This is a genomic window from Bradyrhizobium sp. BR2003 (genome assembly GCF_009720285.1).
GTDB classification, from domain to species: Bacteria; Pseudomonadota; Alphaproteobacteria; order Rhizobiales; family Xanthobacteraceae; genus Bradyrhizobium; species Bradyrhizobium elkanii.
In genome coordinates, this window is record NZ_SMYJ01000035.1 from 334,246 (window position 1) to 352,248 (window position 18,003).

An 18,003-nucleotide genomic window follows, 5' to 3' on the forward strand; every position below is an offset into this window, starting at 1 on the left:
TGAAATGAAGAGCGCCATCGCCGGGCTCGATCCGGCCGCCCACAAGCCGCACTGGTTGCACGATCCGGAGCGGCGATGGCCACAGACCAACTGCTATGTCGATCTGCTGATCGAGGTGATGCATGCCACCGGGAATGACCCGGTCGCGGCGCTCGGCTTCACCGTCGCGCAGGATTTCGAAGGCGACCAGTTCACGTTCTTCAAATTCCCGACGGCCGACCTGCAGCGATTGGCCGGCCTGGATATCCAGGAACTGTCCGTGTTCGATCGCCTGGAGACGCATGTTCTCAATCAGATCGAGCGCGGGCGGCTGCCGCTGGTCGAGGTCGACGCCTTCCATCTGCCCGACACTAAGGGCATCACCTATCGCACCGGCCATTCCAAGACGACGGTCGGCATCAATGTGCTCATTCCCGGGCGCCGCCACATGGCCTACTTCCACAACGACGGCTACTTTGCGCTCGACGGCGAGGACTACGACGGCATTTTCGGACAGCGCGACGGCGCGCCGGCCGGCGGCCTGCCGCTGTTTCCTTACGCCGAGTTCGTCAAATTCGACGCCACGCGCCCTTCGCGCGATCCGGTCGGTGCGGCTACCGAGATCCTCGCGCAGCATCTGCGGCGCAGGCCGAAGCGCAATCCGCTCGATGCCTACGCGGCCGTGTTCGGCCGTCATGCCGAGGTGCTGGCCGGCCGGTCACCGGAGTATTTTCACGTCTACGCCTTCAACACGTTGCGGCAGGTGGGCGCCAATTTCGAACTCCTTTCCAGTCATCTGGAATGGCTGGGCCGGCAAGGCGAGACCAGTCTCTCTGAGGCGATCGAAGCCGCCGCGGCGATCGCCGAGGGCGCCAAGGTCATGCAATTCAAGCTCGCCCGCGCCATGGCCCGACATCGGTTCGACGGGCTCGCGGACGGTATCGGGCCTATGGCCAAGGCCTGGCAAACGGTGATGGACGCGCTGGACGGCCGTATGACGGATCTCGCCAGTAAGGCAGCATAGGACTGGCTTGCCGGTCATGGGAATGCGTGTGTGCACGGACACTTTTGTGTCGACGACCGAGACGGCCGAGCTCCTGGACGGCGGCTGGCGCATGGTCGTCTCGCCGGCCGGCGCGTGGGCGTCTCCGGCCGCGGCCGACGGCAGTGCCGAATGGCTGGAGGCGGCGTGCCCCGGCACGGCCGCAGCCGCGCTGGAAGCACTTGGCCGCTGGGACCGCAACCATCCCGCTCCGCTGCACGACCAGGACGTCTGGTATCGTCGCCGGCTCGATGCCGCAGGACCCGTCCGTCTTGTATTTGACGGCTTGGCGACGGTCGCGGAGGTCTGGCTCGACGATCGCCTCGTGCTGTCCTCGACCTCGATGTTCGAGCGCCATGATGTGGCTCTGACGCTTGCCGGCGGCGAGCAACTGGTCATCGCATTCCGCAGCCTCAAGCGCCATCTGGAAACCTTGACCGGTCCGCGTGCGCGCTGGAGGCCGCGCATGATCGATGATCAGCGGCTGAGGCTCGTGCGGACCACGCTGATCGGCCATATGCCGGGTTGGTCCCCGGGCTTCGACATCGTCGGACCGTGGCGGCCGATCAAGCTGATCCGCGAGACCGATCGTCAAGCCGTGCGCGATGTGCAGATGCGGGCCGACCTCTCCGGTACGACAGGGCATCTTTCAGTCACGGTCACGCTGGTCGAGCCGTTGGACGCCACGCCGGCCATGATCGCCTGTGCGGGCGCTGTCGCCGCGTTGACGGCCGAGACAGTCACGCGGCTGACGGCAAGACTGGATATCGCTGATGTTGCGCCATGGTGGCCGAACAGCCATGGTGAGCCGGCGTTGCACGAGGTCGTCCTGACGCTCGGCCCGATGCGAATTGCACTCGGCCGCGTCGGCTTCCGGCATATCGAGATCGATCGTGGCGCCGACGGCCGCGGCTTTCGGCTGGTCGTCAATGGCGTATCCGTCTTTTGCCGCGGCGCCGTGTGGACGCCGTCCGATCCGGTGCGGCTGCCGTCCTCACGCGCGGACGTCGCGCGTGACCTCGATCTTGCACGGCGGGCCGGGGTCAACATGCTCAGGGTCGGCGGCACGTTCGTCTATGAGAGCGACGCATTTCACGAGCTTTGCGACGAGATGGGCATCCTGGTCTGGCAGGACCTGATGCTCGCCAATTTCGACTATCCGGCGAAGGACGAAGCCTGGCAGGCGTCGCTCTCGCGCGAGGTCGGGAATCTGCTCGGGCGGCTCAGGCATTCGCCATCGCTCGCCGTTCTGTGCGGCGGCAGCGAGGTGGCGCAGCAGGCGGCGATGATGGGCTTGCCGATGTCGATGGACCCGACGCCCTGGTTCGACAAGGTGGTGCGCCCCATCGCCGAAGCGCAGCGTCCCGACGTGGTGCTTGTGACGTCATCGCCATCCGGCGGCAACCTGCCGTTCACGGCCGATGGCGGGCCGACGCATTACTACGGGGTCGGTGCCTATTGCCGTCCGCTGGATGACGCGCGCCGGGCCGAGGTGCGCTTTGCGAGCGAATGCCTTGCCTTTGCCAACGTGCCTGACAAGGCAACGCTGGATGCGCAACTGCCTGTGCCGCCGGTGCACGATCCGCGCTGGAAGGCGGGTGTGCCGCGCGACGTCGGCGCCTCCTGGGACTTCGAGGATGTGCGCGAGCATTATCTGGAGACGCATTTTTCCGTCGACCCGCGCCGGCTGCGCATCGAGAATACCAGTCGCTATCTCGAGCTTTCCCGCGCGGTGACAACCGAGGTGGTGGAGCGCACCATCGACGAATGGCGCAGGCCCTGTTCGCTGACGGCCGGAGCGCTGCTGTTCTTCTGGAAGGATTTGCGGCCGGGTGCGGGCTGGGGCATGGTCGATTCGACCGGCCGGCCGAAACCCGTCTGGCACGGGCTCAGGCGGGCATTTGCCCCGCTGCGGCTGATCCTGAGCGACGAGGGCGTCAACGGGCTGACCGTCCATGCCGTCAACGATACCGTGAAGATTGTCCAGGCGACATTGTCCCTGACCTGTCTACGGGACGGCGTCACGGCGGTGGTGTCGGCGCGCCGGCCGATCAGCGTGCCGGCGCACGGTGGCATGTCGCTTTCGGCCTTCTCGGTGCTCGGCTCCTTTTTCGATATCTCCTACGCCTATCGCTTCGGGCCGCCCGGACATGAAGTCACCGTGGCAAGGCTTGAAGACGACGACGGCAAGGTCCTTGCCGAGGCCTTCCATGTGCTGCCGGATGTGATGACCGCGCGGCGCGATGTGGGCCTGACTGTGAGTTTGGTGCGCCGGAAGGACGCGTGGCGGCTGCGGCTCGCCTGCAAACGCGCGGCCTATCACGTGTCCATCCAGGACGATCTGTTCGTTCCAGGGGAGAACAATTTTCACCTGATGCCGGGTACCGAGCGGGAGGTCGGCCTTGACGGTCCCGATGTGGCGACGCCTGGCGGCACAGTGACGGCGCTCAATGCCGATCGCGACATGAGCTACGAGGCGCCCAGAGCAGAAGAATTGGAAGTCGGGCGGACAAATGAGTCCGCCGGGAGCATGACATGAAACCAGTTGTCTTTGCCGATACCATCGGCTGGCTGAACGAAGCGAAGGGAAGGCGGGGTGTCGTCATTGCCGGCGCGCACGGTCATGAGGATCTGTGCAGTCGCCGGTTCCTGAAGCTGTTGTCCGACAAGGCGGCCGCGGCGGGCCTGCCTACCCTGTTGTTCGACTATCCCGGCTGCGGCAACGCGGCCGGCGACCACGCGGCGCCAGGCCAGGTGATGGCCTGGACTGCAAGCATCGGCGCGGCGATCGACCGGTTGAAGCGGGATTGCGGCGTGGAGGATGTCGTCCTCGCCGGCTTCCGGCTCGGTGCGCTGCTGGCCCCGCTCGCCGCAGTGGGACGCGATGACGTGGCGGGCCTTGCTTTGCTGGCGCCACCGGGTTCCGGCAAAACCTATGTGCGCGAAATCACGGCGATTTCGCGCGTGATCGATGGGGCGCTCGCCAAGAGCGCTGCGAGCGAGGCGACTCTCGCCGAGGGACGCGAAGCCGTCGGTTTCCTGCTTTCGCATGAGACGCTCGCCGATCTGTCGACGCTCGATTGGCGGCGGGCCGTCGCGGCCCTTCCGCCAATGCCGATGCTTTTGATCGCGAATGGACAGCCGTTGGCAGTCTCTGAAATCCGCGATGGCCGGACTTCGGTCGAAAGCACGACGATTGTGCAGTTCAAGGACTATCATCTGCTCATGTGCGACCCGACCGTGAACCGGATTCCGGCCGACGTTGTCGGTTGCTGGACGGACTGGCTGTCCGATCGAGCCGTCGCCGGCGCGGTTCAGCGCGTCGAATCCTTGCCCGGCCGCGAGGTACTGGAGGGGGCGCACTACACGGAAGAGCCGGTTGTGATCGGGCAGGCGTCATCGATCTGTGGGGTGCTGACCCGGCCGCGTGTCAGCCATGCTGCGGCCGATCCGGTCATCTTCCTCAACTCCGGCGGCGTGCCGCATGTCGGCTGGGCGCGCGGCACGGTTGAGGCGGCGCGCGAGCTGGCGGCCGCCGGCGTGGCGTCGCTGCGCATCGACCTGCCGGGCATCGGCCTGAGCGACGATGCTGCAAGCGATCGTCTGTTCCTCTATGATTCCAGCACCCACCTCGACGTCAGCGCGGCGATCGACTGGATGCAGCGGGCGGGCTTTGCCAAGGTCGAGCTTGTGGGTACATGCTCGGGCGCCTTCCAGGCCCTGCACACCGCGCGCGCAGACCGCCGCGTACGTGCCCTGACCATGATCAACCCGCTCTGCTTTGCCTGGAACAGTTCCTATGCGCTGGAGCTGACGGTCTGGAAAGCATACGAAGCCTCGAAGGCGAATCTCGGAAATCAGCAGCAGGTCGATCCGGCGGAGAAGCCTGCGATCACGACCAGGTCGGTCTGGAAGCTGCCAATGGCAGGCAAGGCCGCGCGGCTGGTGCGGCGCTGTTTGGAAGCCGTCAAGTCGACGTTGTCGGCGACGCATCCGTCAGCCCTGCTTGGTCGTAACCGCGTCGAGCGCTGGATGCGCGAGCTTTGCAGTCGCGACGTACGCGTCCTCATGGTCACCTCGGACGGTGATCTCAGCCTGCAGGAGATCGCACGCCATTTCGGCCACGACGGCAAACGGCTCACGAGCATCCCTGGCGTGACGCGGCTGACGCTGCCGAACGCCGACCATTCGCTTACGCCTCGTTCCGCGCGGCGCACTGTCGTCGCGAGCCTGATCGATCGCCGCGGCGGCAAGCGTGGAGGATCGATCGGTCCCGATGCCGCGCGGGCCGTCGCGCCGCACACCGAGCTGAAGCGTAAATCGATGGCGCTGTCATGAAACGGTGCGGCCGCTCTAGTGTCCCGAATCCGAAGTTCGCATCATTCGCCGCACCTTCGGGACGAACTTCGGATTCGATAAGGACACTAGCAAACTTATGATTCTAGTGTGCTTTATGAATGCGAAGTTCGTGAAGGTGGTTGCCGCGAAATCGCACGAACTTCGCATTCAGCACACTAGCGGCCGATATCGGCGCGGCACCGGATCATACTTTTAGGCGGCGTCGCGTTCGGCGAAAACCCTGTCGATCAGCCCCCATTCGAGCGCCTGCTGCGCGGACATGAAGTGATCGCGATCCAGGGTCCGTTCCACGTCGCCCTCGGTGCGCCCGCAGTGCTGCGCATAGAGCCGGATGATGCGCCGCTTGGTCTCCTGCATTTCGGTGGCATGGATCAGGATGTCGGATGCCTGGCCCTGGAAGCCGCCGAGCGGCTGATGCACGTGGAGGCTCGCATTCGGAAGCGCGGCGCGGTGACCGGGCTCGCCGGCCATCAGCAGAAACGATCCCATCGAGCGCGCCGTGCCCATGCAGAGCGTGTGCACCGGCGCCTTGATGAACTGCATGGTGTCGTACATCGCAAGCCCGCTGGTGATCACGCCGCCATAGGAGTTGATGTAGAGGTTGATCGGCTTGTGCGGATTCTCGGCCTCGAGGAACAGCAGCTGGGCGCAGACCAGGCCGGACATCGCATCATTGACCTCACCGTTCAGGAAGATGATGCGCTCGCGCAAGAGCCTGGAATAGATGTCGAAGGAACGTTCGCCGCGGCTCGACTGCTCGACGACCATAGGGACGAGTTGCATCATGTCGCGCATCGGCGACCTCCATGTCTGCAGGTGATGAAGTCTCAGCGGGTGATGAAGTGCGGGGTCAGGCCGCGCGCATCAACGTGCGGCAGTTGGTGTTGGCCGCTTGCGGCCGGTTTGCGCGATGGCCGCAGGCTTCCTGGATGATGCGAAAGCGGGTGCCGCCGGCCTCGCTCGGCTCGATCCGGAAGGTGACATGGCTTTCGCGAAACGGCGGCTCGGACTCGCGCAGCCGGAAGCGCACCTCCTCGCCAGCGATTGATGAGAGGGGTTCAGCCTCCGCGAGGTCGCAATCCGGGAGCCAGCGTTCGCGCAGGGCCGGAATCGTCACCGCACGCCACACTTTCTCAGGCGGTGCATCGAGCTCGTATTCGAGCACCAGGTCGGCGTCGGCATGATCAGGCTCAACTGCGTCACTCATTGATCCATGTCCTTCAACAGGTCGGAGAGCGCTTCGATGCGCTTCGGCCAATAGGCGCGGTAGCGGGCGAGCCAGATCCCGATGCTGGCGATGCCGTCCGGGTCGACCTCATAATTCACGAAGCGGCCCTGGCGCTGCTCGCGCACCAGCCCTGCCGCGCGCAGCACCGCCAGATGCTGCGATATCGCCGGCTGGCTGATCTCAAGTCCGTCGCGCAAGGCGCTGGCGTTCAGGCTGCCGCCGGCCAGCTTCTCAAAGACCTTGCGGCGGGTCGGATCGGCCAGCGCCTTGAAGATGTCGGTATCGACCATGACGATACATAAGCATACACTTATGTGTCGCGCAAGCCGGAACTGGCGCGAGGTTCAGGACGGGGCGAGCCGGACGGCTTATTGCAACGCCTCGCCATGCTGGGAGATGTCGAGACCTTCGAGCTCCTGCTGCATCGAGACACGTAGCGGGACGAAGGCGCTGACCAGCTTGAGCAGCACGAAGGTGACGCCGCCGCACCAGACAAAGGTGGCCGCGACGCCGTAGAGCTGGATCAGCAGCTGCTTGGGATTGCCCTCGAGCAGGCCGGACGTGCCGCCGATCGCCGAGGCCGCGAACACGCCCGCAAGCAGCGTGCCGGTCAGGCCGCCGATGCCGTGCACGCCGAACACGTCGAGCGAGTCGTCATATTTGAAGCGATGCTTCAGCCAGGTGCAGGCCCAGAAGCAGACCAGGCCGGCAATGATGCCGATGATGACGCCGTGCCACGGCGCGACGAAGCCGGATGCCGGCGTGATGGTGCCGAGCCCCGCGACCGCACCCGAGATCATGCCGAGCACCGACGGCTTGCGGCGCGTCGCCCATTCGATCGCGCCCCAGGTCAGCGCGCCGGCGCAGGCCGCAAGATGGGTGGCGGTGATCGCCATCACCGCGCGCGAATTGGCCGCGAGCGCCGAACCGCCGTTGAAGCCGAACCAGCCGACCCAGAGCAGGCCGGTGCCGACCACCGCGAGCGACAGATCGAACGGCGACAAATTGTCATGGCCATAGCCGTGCCGGTTGCCCATCACCTTGGCCGCGACCAAGCCGCTGATTCCGGCGGAGAGATGCACCACGAGACCGCCGGCGAAATCCAGTACGCCCGCCGATGCGAGGAAGCCGCCGCCCCACACCCAATGCGCCAGCGGCACGTAGGCGAAGATGAACCAGCCGATCGAGAACAGCACATAGGCGGAGAACCGCATGCGGTCCGCGACCGAGCCTGCGACCAGCGCCACCGTGATGATCGCGAACGTCATCTGGTACAGCATGAACAGCGCTTCGGGGATGGTCTTCGCCGCCGGATTGATGCTGTCCATGGTGATGCCGGCCAGGAACCAGCGATCGAGCGAGCCGAGCCAGGGACCGTCGCCGACGAAGCTCAGCGAATAGCCGAAGGTGACCCAGAGGATCGAGACGAGCGCAACGGCGGTGAGGCTCTGCGCCATCGTCGCCAGCACGTTCTTCTTGCGCACCATGCCGGAGTAGAACAGTGCCAGTCCCGGGATCGTCATCATCAGCACCAGCGCGGTGGCGACGATCATCCAGGCGGTGTCGGCGGCGTTGATGCCGGAGCCGGATGCCGAGTCTTGCGCGAAGGCCGGCGTGGCCTGCGCGAACTGGATTGCAGCAGTGATCGGCGCAGCTGATATCGCTGCACGAAGAGCTCGTGCCCCCATCATCATTCCCCGGCGGTCGTCGTTTCTTGGCGTGTGGTTGTGGCGTGCGCCGGCGTCGTTGCCGGCGATCTTGCTTGAGCATGATCTCCGCGCAAACGCTTTCCGCGCTTGTCGCGAGGGATCACGCTCCAGGGTTCAGAGTGCGTCGTTGTCGGTCTCGCCGGTGCGGATACGCAACGCGTGGTCGATCGGCGTCACGAAGATCTTGCCGTCGCCGATCTGGCCGGTGCGGGCGTGCTGGGTGATGACGCTGACCGCCTTGTCGGCGAGTTCGGTATCGACGGCGATCTCGATCCGAAGCTTGGGCAGGAAGTTCACGACATATTCGGCGCCGCGATAGATCTCGGTGTGACCCTTCTGGCGGCCATAGCCCTTTACCTCGGTCACCGTCATGCCGTGGACGCCGATCGCGGTCAGCGCCTGGCGCACCTCATCGAGCTTGAACGGTTTGATGATCGCGACAACGAGTTTCATGGTTCAAGCCTTCATTTCCCTTGAGGTTTTCCGTGGACGCCCGTCCCCGGAGCGGCACTTGCCCTCCCCGGGGCGGCACTTGCCGTCCCGCGAGCCGGCACCTTCTGCCTCCCGGAGCGGCAATTTGCCATCCCCGAGCGGCGTTTCGCGTTCGCCAAATCTGGCAGCTTTCTGGGCAAATGGCATAAAAAACTTGCAGATTGAAGCGGAAAACATGCGCAGCGCGTGAGGTCCCTCACTGTACGGATTGGAAACGCTTCGCCACAATGTGGCTTTCCCGCCCCGGCCAGCGCTCTTGCTGGTTCGTTTCGCCTATCGCGTGTCCCTGTGCGCGCCCCGAGGAAACAAGAAATGTCGAACCGAAACTGGTTTTATGCATCCGAAGGCCAGCAAAAGGGCCCCCTGCCTGAAACTCAGCTCCGCGACCTGATCACCCGGGGCATGGTGGGGGCCGACACCCTGGTGTGGACCGAGGGCATGGCCGGCTGGCAGAAGGCAGGGGAAATTCCGGGCCTCGTCCGGAGCGCCGGCGCGCCGCCGGCATTTCCGCAGGCCGGCAGACCGCCGCCGGTGGTGGCGTCCGGAAGCTATAGCGGCGGCGCACTGTCCGCCGACTTCCCGATCTGGGGCCTGTTCGGCCGCAGCCTCTTGATGTTCATCGGCCAGATTCTCGTCATTCCGGCGCCGTGGACCGCGACCGGCCTGTATCGCTTTGCGATCCCCTATATCCGCGTGCCGGGCCGCCCGCACTTCGCCTTCACCGGGCAGCCGCTCGACATCTGGTGGGTCTTCATCGTGCTCGGCCTTCTGACCTATGCCGGCGCCGCCAACAGCAACATCGTGACGCTGCTCTCACTGCTGCTGCAGGGCTTCCTGAGCTGGATGATCGTGCGCTGGATCATCGGCCATCTCAGCTCGAGCGGCCAGGACCTGCCGATCTCGTTCAAGGGCAGCCCGGTCGCCTATGTCGGCTGGTACGTGGCGATGGTGGTCTCGGCCATCACCATCATCGGCTGGGCCTGGGTGCTGACCGCCTGGATGCGCTGGATCTGCCGCAACATCGACGGCACGCGCCGCGAGGTCAGCTTCAACGCGTCCGGCATCGAGGTGCTGTGGCGAACCATCGTGTTCACGATCGCCTGCGGCTTCCTGATCCCGATTCCGTGGGTGCTGCGCTGGTACGGCAACTGGTTCGTCTCGCAATTCGCGCTGACCGAGCGCGGTGCCTACGCCGGCCAGTAGGCGCGATCTCATCGTGCCGACCGGCTCTGCGTGAACCTCTACGCCTTTCGCTCGCGCACCGAACCTTCTTGCGCGACGGACGCCACCAGCGTGCCGTCGGGCTTGAAGATCAGGCCGCGCGTCAGGCCGCGGCCTGACTGCGCGCTCGGCGAATCCTGCGCGTAGAGCAGCCATTCGTCGGCGCGGAACGGGCGGTGAAACCACATCGCGTGATCGAGGCTCGCCGGCATCATGCGCTTGTCGAACAGCGTGCGGCCGTAGCGCGCCATCACGGCATCGAGCAGCGAGAAATCCGACGCATAGGCGAGCGCGCACAGATGCAGCGCCGGATCGTCAGGCAGCTTGGCCGCGGTGCGGATCCAGACATGGATGCGGCCGTCGTCGATCTTCTGGCCGAAATAGCGGCCGAGCTCGACCGGGCGCAGCTCGATCGGCCGGTCGCTCTCGTAATAGCGGCGGATGAACTCCGGCATCTCCTTGAACATCGGCTGCTTCGACACCTCCTCCGCGGTCAGCTTCTCCGGCGGCGGCACGTCGGGCATCTTCTCCTGGTGGTTGAAGTTGCTCTCTTCCTCGGCATGGAACGACACCATGATGGAGAAGATCGCGTTGCCGTGCTGGATCGCGGTGACGCGGCGGGTGGTATAGCTCTTGCCGTCGCGCAGCCGCTCGACCTGGTAGATGATCGGGATCTGCGGATCGCCGGGCAGGATGAAGTAGCAATGGATCGAATGCGGCAGCCGGCCCTCGACGGTGCGGCAGGCCGCCACCATCGCCTGGCCGATCACCTGGCCGCCGAACACGCGCTGCCAGCTCGTCTTCGGGCTGTTGCCGCGGAACAAATTCACCTCGAGCTGCTCGAGATCGAGGATGGACAGCAGGTCGATCAGGCTCTTGGACATGGATAGGCCCCGGAATGACGATTGGGGCTGTTAGCCGCCCTTGTTTCTAAACTCTGTTTCGCCCAGCTAATATCAGGTAGCAAGTCTCCTTTGATGGCGTAATCGAGTAAGGATCGCATGCCGGCACAGCGAAGTATTGTCATCTGCGGGGGCGCATTTGCAGGGTTGGCGCTGGCCGTGGCGCTGCGCCAGGGGCTTGGGCCGGACATCCCGGTCATCGTAGCCGATCCGGCGCTGAGCCAGCGTCCGAGCCGCGATCCGCGCGCGACCGCGATCGTGGCGGCCTGCCGGCGGCTGTTCGAGACCCTCGGCGTCTGGGGCCAGGTGGCGCCGACCGCGCAGCCGATCACCGATATGGTCGTGACCGACTCCAGGCTGGAGGACGCGACGCGCCCGGTGTTCCTGACCTTCGCCGGCAATGTCGAGCCCGGCGAGCCGTTCGCCCATATGGTCGAGAACCGCTATTTGATCGATGCGCTCGCGAGCCGTGCCGAAGCCGAGGGCGTCGAGCTGCGCGCCACCGCGGTGTCGAGCTTCGCGTCGCGCCCCGACGGCGTCAGCATCACGCTGGCCGACGGCACCGTGATCGATGCGAGCCTGCTGGTTGCCGCCGACGGCGCGCGCTCGAAGCTGCGCGAGCGCGCCGGGATTGCGACCCATGGCTGGGACTACGACCAGTCCGGCATCGTGGTCACGGTCGGGCACGAGCGCGAACATCACGGCCGCGCCGAGGAGCATTTCCTGCCCGCAGGGCCGTTCGCGATCCTGCCGCTGACCGGCAATCGCTCGTCGCTGGTGTGGACCGAGACGCGCAAGGATGCCGCGCGCATTGTCGCCTTGAACGAAGAGCAATTCCACGCCGAGCTCGAGCAGCGCTCCGGCCTGCATCTCGGCGAGATCAGGCCGCTCGACAAGCCGCGCGCCTTTCCGCTCGGCTATTTCGTCGCGCGCTCGTTCATCGCCGAACGGCTGGCGCTGATCGGCGACGCCGCGCATGTGATCCATCCGATTGCGGGGCAGGGGCTCAATATGGGCCTGAAGGACGTCGCTGCGCTCGCTGAGGTCGTGGTCGATGCGGCGCGGCTCGGCATGGACCTCGGCCAGGCCGACGTGCTCGAGCGCTACCAGCGCTGGCGGCGCTTCGACACGATGGCGATGGGCGTCGCCACCAACTCGCTGAACTTCCTGTTCTCCAACGAATCGACGCTGCTGCGCACCGTGCGCGACATTGGCCTCGGTCTCGTCGATCGCGCGCCGCCGCTGAAGGAGATGTTCATCCGCCAGGCGGCGGGACTGTCAGGCGAGGTGCCGCGGCTGCTGAAGGGCGAGGCGCTGTAGCGCTTGCCCGGGCTACGCTTACATCAATCGATCTTCCTCGCCTCTTCCGGCAGCATGATCGGAATGCCGTCGCGGATCGGATAGGCGAGTTTGGCCGAGCGCGAGATCAGCTCCTGCCGCGCGGCGTCGAATTCCAGCGGCCCCTTGGTGATCGGACACACCAGGATTTCGAGCAGTTTTGGGTCGGCGGTGCTTTCGAGATGGTCGGTCGTGGAATTCATGGGAGTCTCCGACTGGAGCGTTTTCGAGCGAAGTGGGCACCGGTTCGCGTGAAGAAACAAACTGGCCGGTGATGTAGCACATCGAAATAACCGCTGTCAGCGCCTGGCCATCCGCAACAACTCGTCGATCGCGGCCTGCTGACGCGGCTTCGGCAGCGCCTGCTCGGACAGCGCGTAGCCGATGAACGCCCAATAGAAGATCTGCGCGCGGCCGCGCGCCACGTCGTCGTCGAATCCGGCCTGCCGGAGCAGGGTTTCGATATAGCCGATCCGGCGCTGGTCGACCTCGAGCACGGCGGCGCGCGCCGCCGCATCGGCGATGGCCCAGCTGCGCACGGCGCGTTCCAGCGCCAGCCGCGCCGAGAAGGCGCGGCGCAGCAACAGCGCCAGCGCGTCGCCGCCTTCCGGAATGGTCTCGAGCTCGGCGATCACCTGCTCGGCCGCGACCTCGCGCCAATGGGTGAGGATCGCCGCGCGGTAGGCGCCGATGTCGGCGAAATGCCAGTAAAAGCTGCCGCGCGAGACGCCCATGGCCTTGGCCAGCGGCTCGGCCTTGAGTGCCGTGAAGCCGCGTCGCGCCAGCGCCTTCAGGCCCTGATCGAGCCAGTCCTTGACCGAGAGCTGTTCCGTCATGGTTCCTCGTTCCCGCTGCCACCATACACAAGTGTATTGACAGGCGCCAGCGGCCGGTATCATATCCATACAGTAGTGTATGGAGGCATCGCGATGCGTGATCTTCTGCTGCAGGGCGCCGGCATCGTCGCCATTCTGGTCAGCCTGATCCATGGCGTGCTCGGCGAAACCAGGATATTCGCCCGCGCCACCGTCGAGCCGCCGCGGCTGCGGCTCTTGCTTCGCCTGGTCTATCAGGCCGGCACCGTCGCCTGGATCGGCGGCGGCGTGCTGCTGCTCGCCGCGCCCGCGATGGCCTCCGATGCCGCGCGGCACTGGATCGTAGCGACGCTCGGCGTCGTGTTTGGCGTCGCAGCGCTCGCCAACGCGGTGGCGACCCGCTTCCGCCACTTCGGCTGGATGGCGATGAGCGCCGTGGTGGCGCTCGCCGCCGCCGGCTACTAGCGAGGCCGATCATGACGACCGATCGCATCAGCCTCAGCATCGCCGATGGCGTCGCGGACGTCAGGCTCAACCGCCCGGACAAGCTCAATGCGCTCGATCCGGCGATGTTCGCCACGATCGCCGAAATCGGCGCGCAACTCGCGGACAACCGCACGCTCCGCGTCGTGGTGCTCTCGGGCGAAGGGCAAGCCTTCTGCGCAGGCCTCGACATGGAGCGTCTGGTCGCAACGACGGAGGGCGAATCCATCCTGCCCTTTGCCGATCTCGGCCAGCGGACCCGCGGCATTGCCAACTTTGCGCAGCATCTGGTGTGGCTCTGGCGCGAACTGCCGGTGCCGGTCATCGCCGCCGTCCACGGCATCGCCTTCGGCGGCGGCTTTCAGCTCATGCTCGGTGCCGACATCAGATATCTCGCACCCGGCACGCGCCTTGCGATCATCGAGGCCAAATGGGGGTTGGTGCCCGACATGGCCGGCACGCAGCTGATGCGCCATCTCGCGCGCGAGGATGTGGTCCGTGAACTCACCTACACTGCGCGCGTCTTCTCCGCGGACGACGCGCTCGGGTACGGCTTCGCCACCCGGATCGTCGAACAGCCGCGCGAGGCGGCGCTGGAGACGGCGCGCGCTATCGCGGACCGCAGCCCGGATGCGATCCGCGCCGCCAAGCGGCTGCTCAATCTTGCAGCCGATCGCGATGCGGCGACCGGACTTGCAGCCGAAACGGCCGAACAGGCGCTTCTGCTCGGCTCGCCCAATCACATCGAGGCCGTCAGGGCGAATCTCGAACGGCGGCCCCCGCAATGGAGTTTTACATGACGACCGGCCCGGGCTTCGATCTCGAACGTCTCGTTGCGACCAATGCGTCGGCGGCCTTCAATCGGCTTGCCGGCTTCGAGGTCGTCGTCGCCGGCACCGGCACGGTGGAACTGCGCATGCCCTGGCGCGACGATCTCACCCAATATGCGGGACACCTTCACGCCGGAATGATCGCGGCGCTGCTCGACACCGCCTGCGGCTTTGCCGCGGCGTCGATTGCGGGTTCCGTCACCGCATCGCATTTCTCGATGAATTGCCTGAAGCCCGCGCTGGGCCGCTGCTTCATCGCCAAAGGCACCACATTGCGTGCCGGACGCAGGCAGGTCTTCGCGCGCGCGGAACTTTTTGCGGAGAACGAGCAGGGTGAGACCTCGCTGGTTGCAACCGGTGAAACCGTGCTCGTTCCGCTGGCAGGCTGAGTCGCGCGGGTCGCGTATGGCCGTGAAATTTATGGAGCCATCAATTTCGGTGCGGAATCGGCTTACGCGCGGATAACCATGCCACCGAAAGTTGCAGAATATTATCGAGAAGACAATTCAATCAGCCTAGCCTGTGCGTACGGACAACCATGGACCGACGCATGTTTCGTGTTCTTACGTGCCTTTCAGGTGAGCATGACTGGCGGCTCGTTCTGCTCGCCGGACTGGTCTGCTTCGTTGCCAGTATTGTGGCCGTCAACATTTTTCATCGCGCAATTGCATCGCAGGCGAGGACGCGGCTGATCTGGATTGCGATCGCGGGAGCCGCAATCGGCTACGGCATCTGGGCAACGCATTTCATCGCCATGCTGGCTTATGAGCCGGGAATCCCGACCGGCTACGGCATCGTCCTCACCGCGCTGTCGCTCGCCGCGGCGATGATGCTGACATCCGGCGGCCTCGGCCTTGCCGCCGGCGACTCCAGCCGCTGGCGCGCGCCGGTCGGCGGCGCCGTGATCGGAGCCGGCATCGCCAGCATGCACTATCTCGGCATGTGGGCGCTGGAGGTGCCGGGCCGCGTGGTCTGGTCGCTCGATCTCGTGGCGGCCTCCATCGTGCTCGGCATGTTGTTCGGTTACGCCGCGCTGGCGATCGCGGTCCGCCGTCAGGACCGCTGGATGTCGCTCGTCGCGGCGCTGCTGCTGACGCTTGCGATCGTGTCGCATCATTTCACCGCGATGGGCGCGGTGGAGATCGTTCCGGATCCGTTGCAGGCTCCGGCGGCCTTGTCGCTCTCGCCTGCCTTCCTCGCCATCGTGATCGCCGGCGTGGCGCTGTCGGTGCTCGGGATGAGCCTGGTCGGCGTGCTCGCGGATCGCCGGCTGGCGCTTCGCACCCGCCGCTTCGAGGAGATCATCAGCCAGCTTTCATCGGCGCGACAGCAGGTCGAGGCGTCGCAGAAGGCGCTGGAGGAGCAGAGGTTCCGGCTGGATACCGCGATCAACCACATGGGCGAGGGCCTCTGCATGTTCGATGCGGAGAAGCGCCTCGTCGTTTGCAATGATCGCTACGCCAAGATGTACCGGCTGCCGCCGGAATTGCTGCTGCCCGGCACGGCCCATCGCGAGATCATCAGGCATCGCATCGCCAACGGCATTCTCAAGGGCGAGACCAGCGACAGCGCCGCAACGCAGGTGCTCGCGACATTGAACGCGCTCCCGGCCGGCGAGATCAGCAGCCGGGTCGACGAGCTCGCCGACGGCCGCTTGATCTGCGTGACGCGGCAGCCGATGCCCGGCGGCGGCTGGGTGGCGACGCATCGCGACGTCACCGAGCAGCGGCGCTCCGAGGCCAGGATCACCTATATGGCGCAGCACGATGCGCTGACCGATCTGCCGAATCGCGTGCTGCTCAAGGAATGGATGGAGCGGGCGCTGTCCGGTGCCCGGAGCGGCGGACCGAGCCTTGCGGTGCTGATGCTCGATCTCGACCGCTTCAAGGACGTCAACGACACGCTCGGGCATCCGGCGGGCGATGCGCTGCTGAAGTCGGTGGCCGCCCGCTTGCGCAGGTCCGTCAGCGATACGACGCTGGTCGCGCGGCTCGGCGGCGACGAGTTCGCGGTGATCGATTATGTCGGCGATCCGGTCACGGAAGCGGGCCTGCTCGCCGAGAAGATCAGGAAGGCGCTCAGCGAGCCGATCGATCTCGGTGATCATCGGGTGACCACCACGACCAGCATCGGCATTGCGATCGCACCGCGCGACGGCACCGATTCGGACGAGGTGCTGCGCAGCGCCGATCTCGCGCTCTACTCGGCCAAGAGCTGTGGCCGCGGCTCGTTCCGCTTCTTCGAGCCGGAGCTCGATCGGCTGCTGCAGGCCCGGCGCAGCCTCGAGCGCGACATGCGCAGTGCGCTCGCCAATGGCGAGTTCGAGCTGCACTATCAGCCGTTCATCCATGTCGCGAGCGGGGAGACCTGCGGCTTCGAGGCGCTGCTCCGCTGGCACCATCCGCAACGCGGCATGGTCTCTCCGGCGCAGTTCATTCCGCTGGCGGAAGAGACCGGGCTGATCGTGCCGCTCGGGGAATGGGTGCTGCGCACCGCGTGTGCGGAGGCCGCCAAATGGCCCGACGACCTCAAGATCGCGATCAACCTGTCGCCTGTGCAGTTCAGGAGTCCGGAGCTGGTCCCGGTGATCGTGCACGCGCTGGCGAGTGCCGGAATTTCGCCGGAGCGGCTCGAGCTCGAAGTCACCGAAACGGCCATCATTCAGGACAGCGAAGCGGTGTTTACCGCGCTCAGCCAACTGCACGATCTCGGGGTGCGGATCGCGCTCGACGACTTCGGCACCGGCTACTCGTCGCTGAGCTTTCTGCAGAAGTTTCCGTTCGACAAGGTCAAGATCGACCGCAGCTTCGTCTCCGAGCTTTCCGGCGCATCCGACGAGTCGCGCCGGATCGCGCGCGCGATCGTTCGCTTTGCCGTCAGCCTCGGCAAGACCACGACGGCCGAAGGCGTCGAAACCAGGGAGCAGCTCGACATCCTCCGCGCCGACGCCTGCGTGGAAGTGCAGGGCTTCCATTTCAGCCCGCCGGTGCAGAGCGAGAAGGTCGCGCAGATGATCGGCGGGCGAACCCCGGCAGCGGCCGAACGGCCTGCGGCTCGTCTCGCTATGGCGGGTGCCGCGTCCTGATCGATAGGTTGCGGCGGGCGGCCCCGATACGCATGAGGCGTAAGGCCGCAGTACGCCGTCAAAACCAAACTGCGCGTAGAGCGCAAAGCGGTTTTCGCAACCGTTAGAATTCCTCTAAAGCCAGCCTCCGCGGCGCTTCCTTGACTTGGCAATCGCCTCAGCATTCTTCACGCATGTGCCCTGCGCGAAGGCGTTGTGGGCATGATTGTCAACGGAGGGGAGATACGGGTGAGAGTGATTTTGAGCGCTGCGCTTGCAGCATGCGTCCTTGGGAGCGCTCTTGGGCTGACCGGATCGGCGGCGTTCGCCGACGGCTACAAGAATTGCACCAAGCTCGACAAGGCGTCGTGGAAGCCGGCAAGCGAAGCCGAAGCCAAGGCCAAGGCGCTCGGCTACGAGGTGCGCCGGTCGAAGATCGAGGGCTCCTGCTACGAGGTGTACGGCGTCAAGGAAGGCAAGCTCTACGAGCTGTTCTACAGCCCGGAAGATCTCAGCCTGAAGCACACGATCGCGAAGTGAA

18 protein-coding genes are annotated in these 18,003 nt (G+C 65.6%); 10 read left to right on the forward strand and 8 right to left on the reverse strand.

Annotated features, from left to right (window positions below):
• Positions 1-4: 4 nt before the first annotated feature.
• The 3 genes from E2I15_RS30585 to E2I15_RS30595 are packed head-to-tail and all read left to right on the forward strand — an operon-like array spanning position 5 to position 5,359.
• The gene (locus E2I15_RS30585) at positions 5-1,003 is read left to right on the forward strand and encodes a DUF1839 family protein (protein ID WP_137478292.1); all 999 of its coding nucleotides are present in this window, start codon (positions 5-7) and stop codon (positions 1,001-1,003) included.
• A 46-nt stretch (positions 1,004-1,049) separates the two neighbouring features.
• Positions 1,050-3,560, forward strand: coding sequence for a glycoside hydrolase family 2 protein (locus E2I15_RS30590; RefSeq protein WP_196238949.1), 2,511 nt, complete (start codon positions 1,050-1,052; stop codon positions 3,558-3,560).
• Entirely contained in the window at positions 3,557-5,359 is a 1,803-nt protein-coding gene (locus E2I15_RS30595) for an alpha/beta fold hydrolase (RefSeq protein ID WP_137478291.1), read from the forward strand. Before E2I15_RS30590 ends, E2I15_RS30595 begins: the two co-directional genes overlap by 4 nt.
• Positions 5,360-5,572: 213 nt before the next feature.
• On the opposite strand, the gene E2I15_RS30600 is transcribed toward E2I15_RS30595, so the two are convergent.
• The 5 genes from E2I15_RS30600 to E2I15_RS30620 all read right to left on the reverse strand — a co-directional run bounded on the left by E2I15_RS30600 (position 5,573) and on the right by E2I15_RS30620 (position 8,770).
• Positions 5,573-6,175, reverse strand: a complete 603-nt coding sequence (locus tag E2I15_RS30600; RefSeq protein ID WP_137478290.1) for an ATP-dependent Clp protease proteolytic subunit — start codon at positions 6,173-6,175, stop codon at positions 5,573-5,575.
• Between the two features lie 55 nt (positions 6,176-6,230).
• Positions 6,231-6,587, reverse strand: a complete 357-nt coding sequence (locus E2I15_RS30605) for an SRPBCC family protein (protein ID WP_137478289.1) — start codon at positions 6,585-6,587, stop codon at positions 6,231-6,233.
• On the reverse strand, positions 6,584-6,898 hold the full coding sequence (locus tag E2I15_RS30610) for an ArsR/SmtB family transcription factor (protein WP_137478288.1): 315 nt from the start codon (positions 6,896-6,898) through the stop codon (positions 6,584-6,586). The genes E2I15_RS30605 and E2I15_RS30610 overlap by 4 nt, the downstream gene beginning before the upstream one ends.
• A 78-nt stretch (positions 6,899-6,976) precedes the next feature.
• Positions 6,977-8,296 (reverse strand): ammonium transporter, encoded by a 1,320-nt coding sequence (locus tag E2I15_RS30615; RefSeq protein WP_137478287.1) that lies wholly within the window; start codon positions 8,294-8,296, stop codon positions 6,977-6,979.
• Positions 8,297-8,431: 135 nt separating this feature from the next.
• The gene (locus E2I15_RS30620) at positions 8,432-8,770 is read right to left on the reverse strand and encodes a P-II family nitrogen regulator (protein WP_016841426.1); all 339 of its coding nucleotides are present in this window, start codon (positions 8,768-8,770) and stop codon (positions 8,432-8,434) included.
• Positions 8,771-9,121: 351 nt separating this feature from the next.
• On the opposite strand from E2I15_RS30620, the gene E2I15_RS30625 reads away from it, so the two are divergent.
• The gene (locus E2I15_RS30625; RefSeq protein ID WP_137478286.1) at positions 9,122-10,012 is read left to right on the forward strand and encodes a DUF4339 domain-containing protein; all 891 of its coding nucleotides are present in this window, start codon (positions 9,122-9,124) and stop codon (positions 10,010-10,012) included.
• A 38-nt stretch (positions 10,013-10,050) separates the two neighbouring features.
• Here the strand turns inward: E2I15_RS30625 and tesB are convergent, their stop codons facing one another.
• Positions 10,051-10,914: an acyl-CoA thioesterase II gene (gene tesB, locus E2I15_RS30630; RefSeq protein ID WP_016841424.1), complete on the reverse strand. Its 864-nt coding sequence runs from the start codon at positions 10,912-10,914 to the stop codon at positions 10,051-10,053.
• A gap of 117 nt (positions 10,915-11,031) precedes the next feature.
• Here tesB and E2I15_RS30635 point away from each other — a divergent pair, with 117 nt between their 5' ends.
• Positions 11,032-12,252 carry a ubiquinone biosynthesis hydroxylase gene (locus tag E2I15_RS30635; protein WP_137478285.1) on the forward strand — a complete coding sequence of 407 codons (1,221 nt, stop codon included), beginning with the start codon at positions 11,032-11,034 and terminating at the stop codon, positions 12,250-12,252.
• 23 nt (positions 12,253-12,275) lie between these two features.
• Here E2I15_RS30635 and E2I15_RS30640 read toward each other — a convergent pair whose 3' ends face one another.
• Together E2I15_RS30640 and E2I15_RS30645 are read right to left on the reverse strand one after the other, a co-directional pair.
• The gene (locus E2I15_RS30640) at positions 12,276-12,473 is read right to left on the reverse strand and encodes a Trm112 family protein (protein ID WP_018269337.1); all 198 of its coding nucleotides are present in this window, start codon (positions 12,471-12,473) and stop codon (positions 12,276-12,278) included.
• A 96-nt stretch (positions 12,474-12,569) separates the two neighbouring features.
• Positions 12,570-13,106 carry a TetR/AcrR family transcriptional regulator gene (locus E2I15_RS30645; RefSeq protein ID WP_137478284.1) on the reverse strand — a complete coding sequence of 179 codons (537 nt, stop codon included), beginning with the start codon at positions 13,104-13,106 and terminating at the stop codon, positions 12,570-12,572.
• A gap of 93 nt (positions 13,107-13,199) precedes the next feature.
• Here E2I15_RS30645 and E2I15_RS30650 point away from each other — a divergent pair, with 93 nt between their 5' ends.
• The 5 genes from E2I15_RS30650 to E2I15_RS30670 all read left to right on the forward strand — a co-directional run bounded on the left by E2I15_RS30650 (position 13,200) and on the right by E2I15_RS30670 (position 18,002).
• Positions 13,200-13,550 carry a hypothetical protein gene (locus E2I15_RS30650; RefSeq protein WP_137478283.1) on the forward strand — a complete coding sequence of 117 codons (351 nt, stop codon included), beginning with the start codon at positions 13,200-13,202 and terminating at the stop codon, positions 13,548-13,550.
• Positions 13,551-13,561: 11 nt separating this feature from the next.
• Positions 13,562-14,368: a crotonase/enoyl-CoA hydratase family protein gene (locus tag E2I15_RS30655; RefSeq protein ID WP_137478282.1), complete on the forward strand. Its 807-nt coding sequence runs from the start codon at positions 13,562-13,564 to the stop codon at positions 14,366-14,368.
• Positions 14,365-14,787, forward strand: a complete 423-nt coding sequence (locus E2I15_RS30660) for a PaaI family thioesterase (RefSeq protein WP_137478281.1) — start codon at positions 14,365-14,367, stop codon at positions 14,785-14,787. Before E2I15_RS30655 ends, E2I15_RS30660 begins: the two co-directional genes overlap by 4 nt.
• 161 nt (positions 14,788-14,948) lie before the next feature.
• Positions 14,949-17,483, forward strand: a complete 2,535-nt coding sequence (locus E2I15_RS30665) for a bifunctional diguanylate cyclase/phosphodiesterase (protein ID WP_246668010.1) — start codon at positions 14,949-14,951, stop codon at positions 17,481-17,483.
• A 228-nt stretch (positions 17,484-17,711) separates the two neighbouring features.
• Complete coding sequence (locus tag E2I15_RS30670; RefSeq protein WP_137478280.1) at positions 17,712-18,002, forward strand: PepSY domain-containing protein; 291 nt, start codon at positions 17,712-17,714, stop codon at positions 18,000-18,002.
• The last annotated feature ends 1 nt before the right edge of the window (position 18,003 follow it).

Coding starts and splice junctions, on each gene's coding strand:
- E2I15_RS30585 (WP_137478292.1), top strand. CDS start 5: ATGAAGAGCGCCATCGCCGGGCTCGATCCGGCCGCCCACAAGCCGCAC.
- E2I15_RS30595 (WP_137478291.1), top strand. CDS start 3,557: ATGAAACCAGTTGTCTTTGCCGATACCATCGGCTGGCTGAACGAAGCG.
- E2I15_RS30600 (WP_137478290.1), bottom strand. CDS start 6,175: ATGCGCGACATGATGCAACTCGTCCCTATGGTCGTCGAGCAGTCGAGC.
- E2I15_RS30605 (WP_137478289.1), bottom strand. CDS start 6,587: ATGAGTGACGCAGTTGAGCCTGATCATGCCGACGCCGACCTGGTGCTC.
- E2I15_RS30610 (WP_137478288.1), bottom strand. CDS start 6,898: ATGGTCGATACCGACATCTTCAAGGCGCTGGCCGATCCGACCCGCCGC.
- E2I15_RS30615 (WP_137478287.1), bottom strand. CDS start 8,296: ATGGGGGCACGAGCTCTTCGTGCAGCGATATCAGCTGCGCCGATCACT.
- E2I15_RS30620 (WP_016841426.1), bottom strand. CDS start 8,770: ATGAAACTCGTTGTCGCGATCATCAAACCGTTCAAGCTCGATGAGGTG.
- E2I15_RS30625 (WP_137478286.1), top strand. CDS start 9,122: ATGTCGAACCGAAACTGGTTTTATGCATCCGAAGGCCAGCAAAAGGGC.
- tesB (WP_016841424.1), bottom strand. CDS start 10,914: ATGTCCAAGAGCCTGATCGACCTGCTGTCCATCCTCGATCTCGAGCAG.
- E2I15_RS30635 (WP_137478285.1), top strand. CDS start 11,032: ATGCCGGCACAGCGAAGTATTGTCATCTGCGGGGGCGCATTTGCAGGG.
- E2I15_RS30640 (WP_018269337.1), bottom strand. CDS start 12,473: ATGAATTCCACGACCGACCATCTCGAAAGCACCGCCGACCCAAAACTG.
- E2I15_RS30645 (WP_137478284.1), bottom strand. CDS start 13,106: ATGACGGAACAGCTCTCGGTCAAGGACTGGCTCGATCAGGGCCTGAAG.
- E2I15_RS30650 (WP_137478283.1), top strand. CDS start 13,200: ATGCGTGATCTTCTGCTGCAGGGCGCCGGCATCGTCGCCATTCTGGTC.
- E2I15_RS30655 (WP_137478282.1), top strand. CDS start 13,562: ATGACGACCGATCGCATCAGCCTCAGCATCGCCGATGGCGTCGCGGAC.
- E2I15_RS30660 (WP_137478281.1), top strand. CDS start 14,365: ATGACGACCGGCCCGGGCTTCGATCTCGAACGTCTCGTTGCGACCAAT.
- E2I15_RS30665 (WP_246668010.1), top strand. CDS start 14,949: ATGTTTCGTGTTCTTACGTGCCTTTCAGGTGAGCATGACTGGCGGCTC.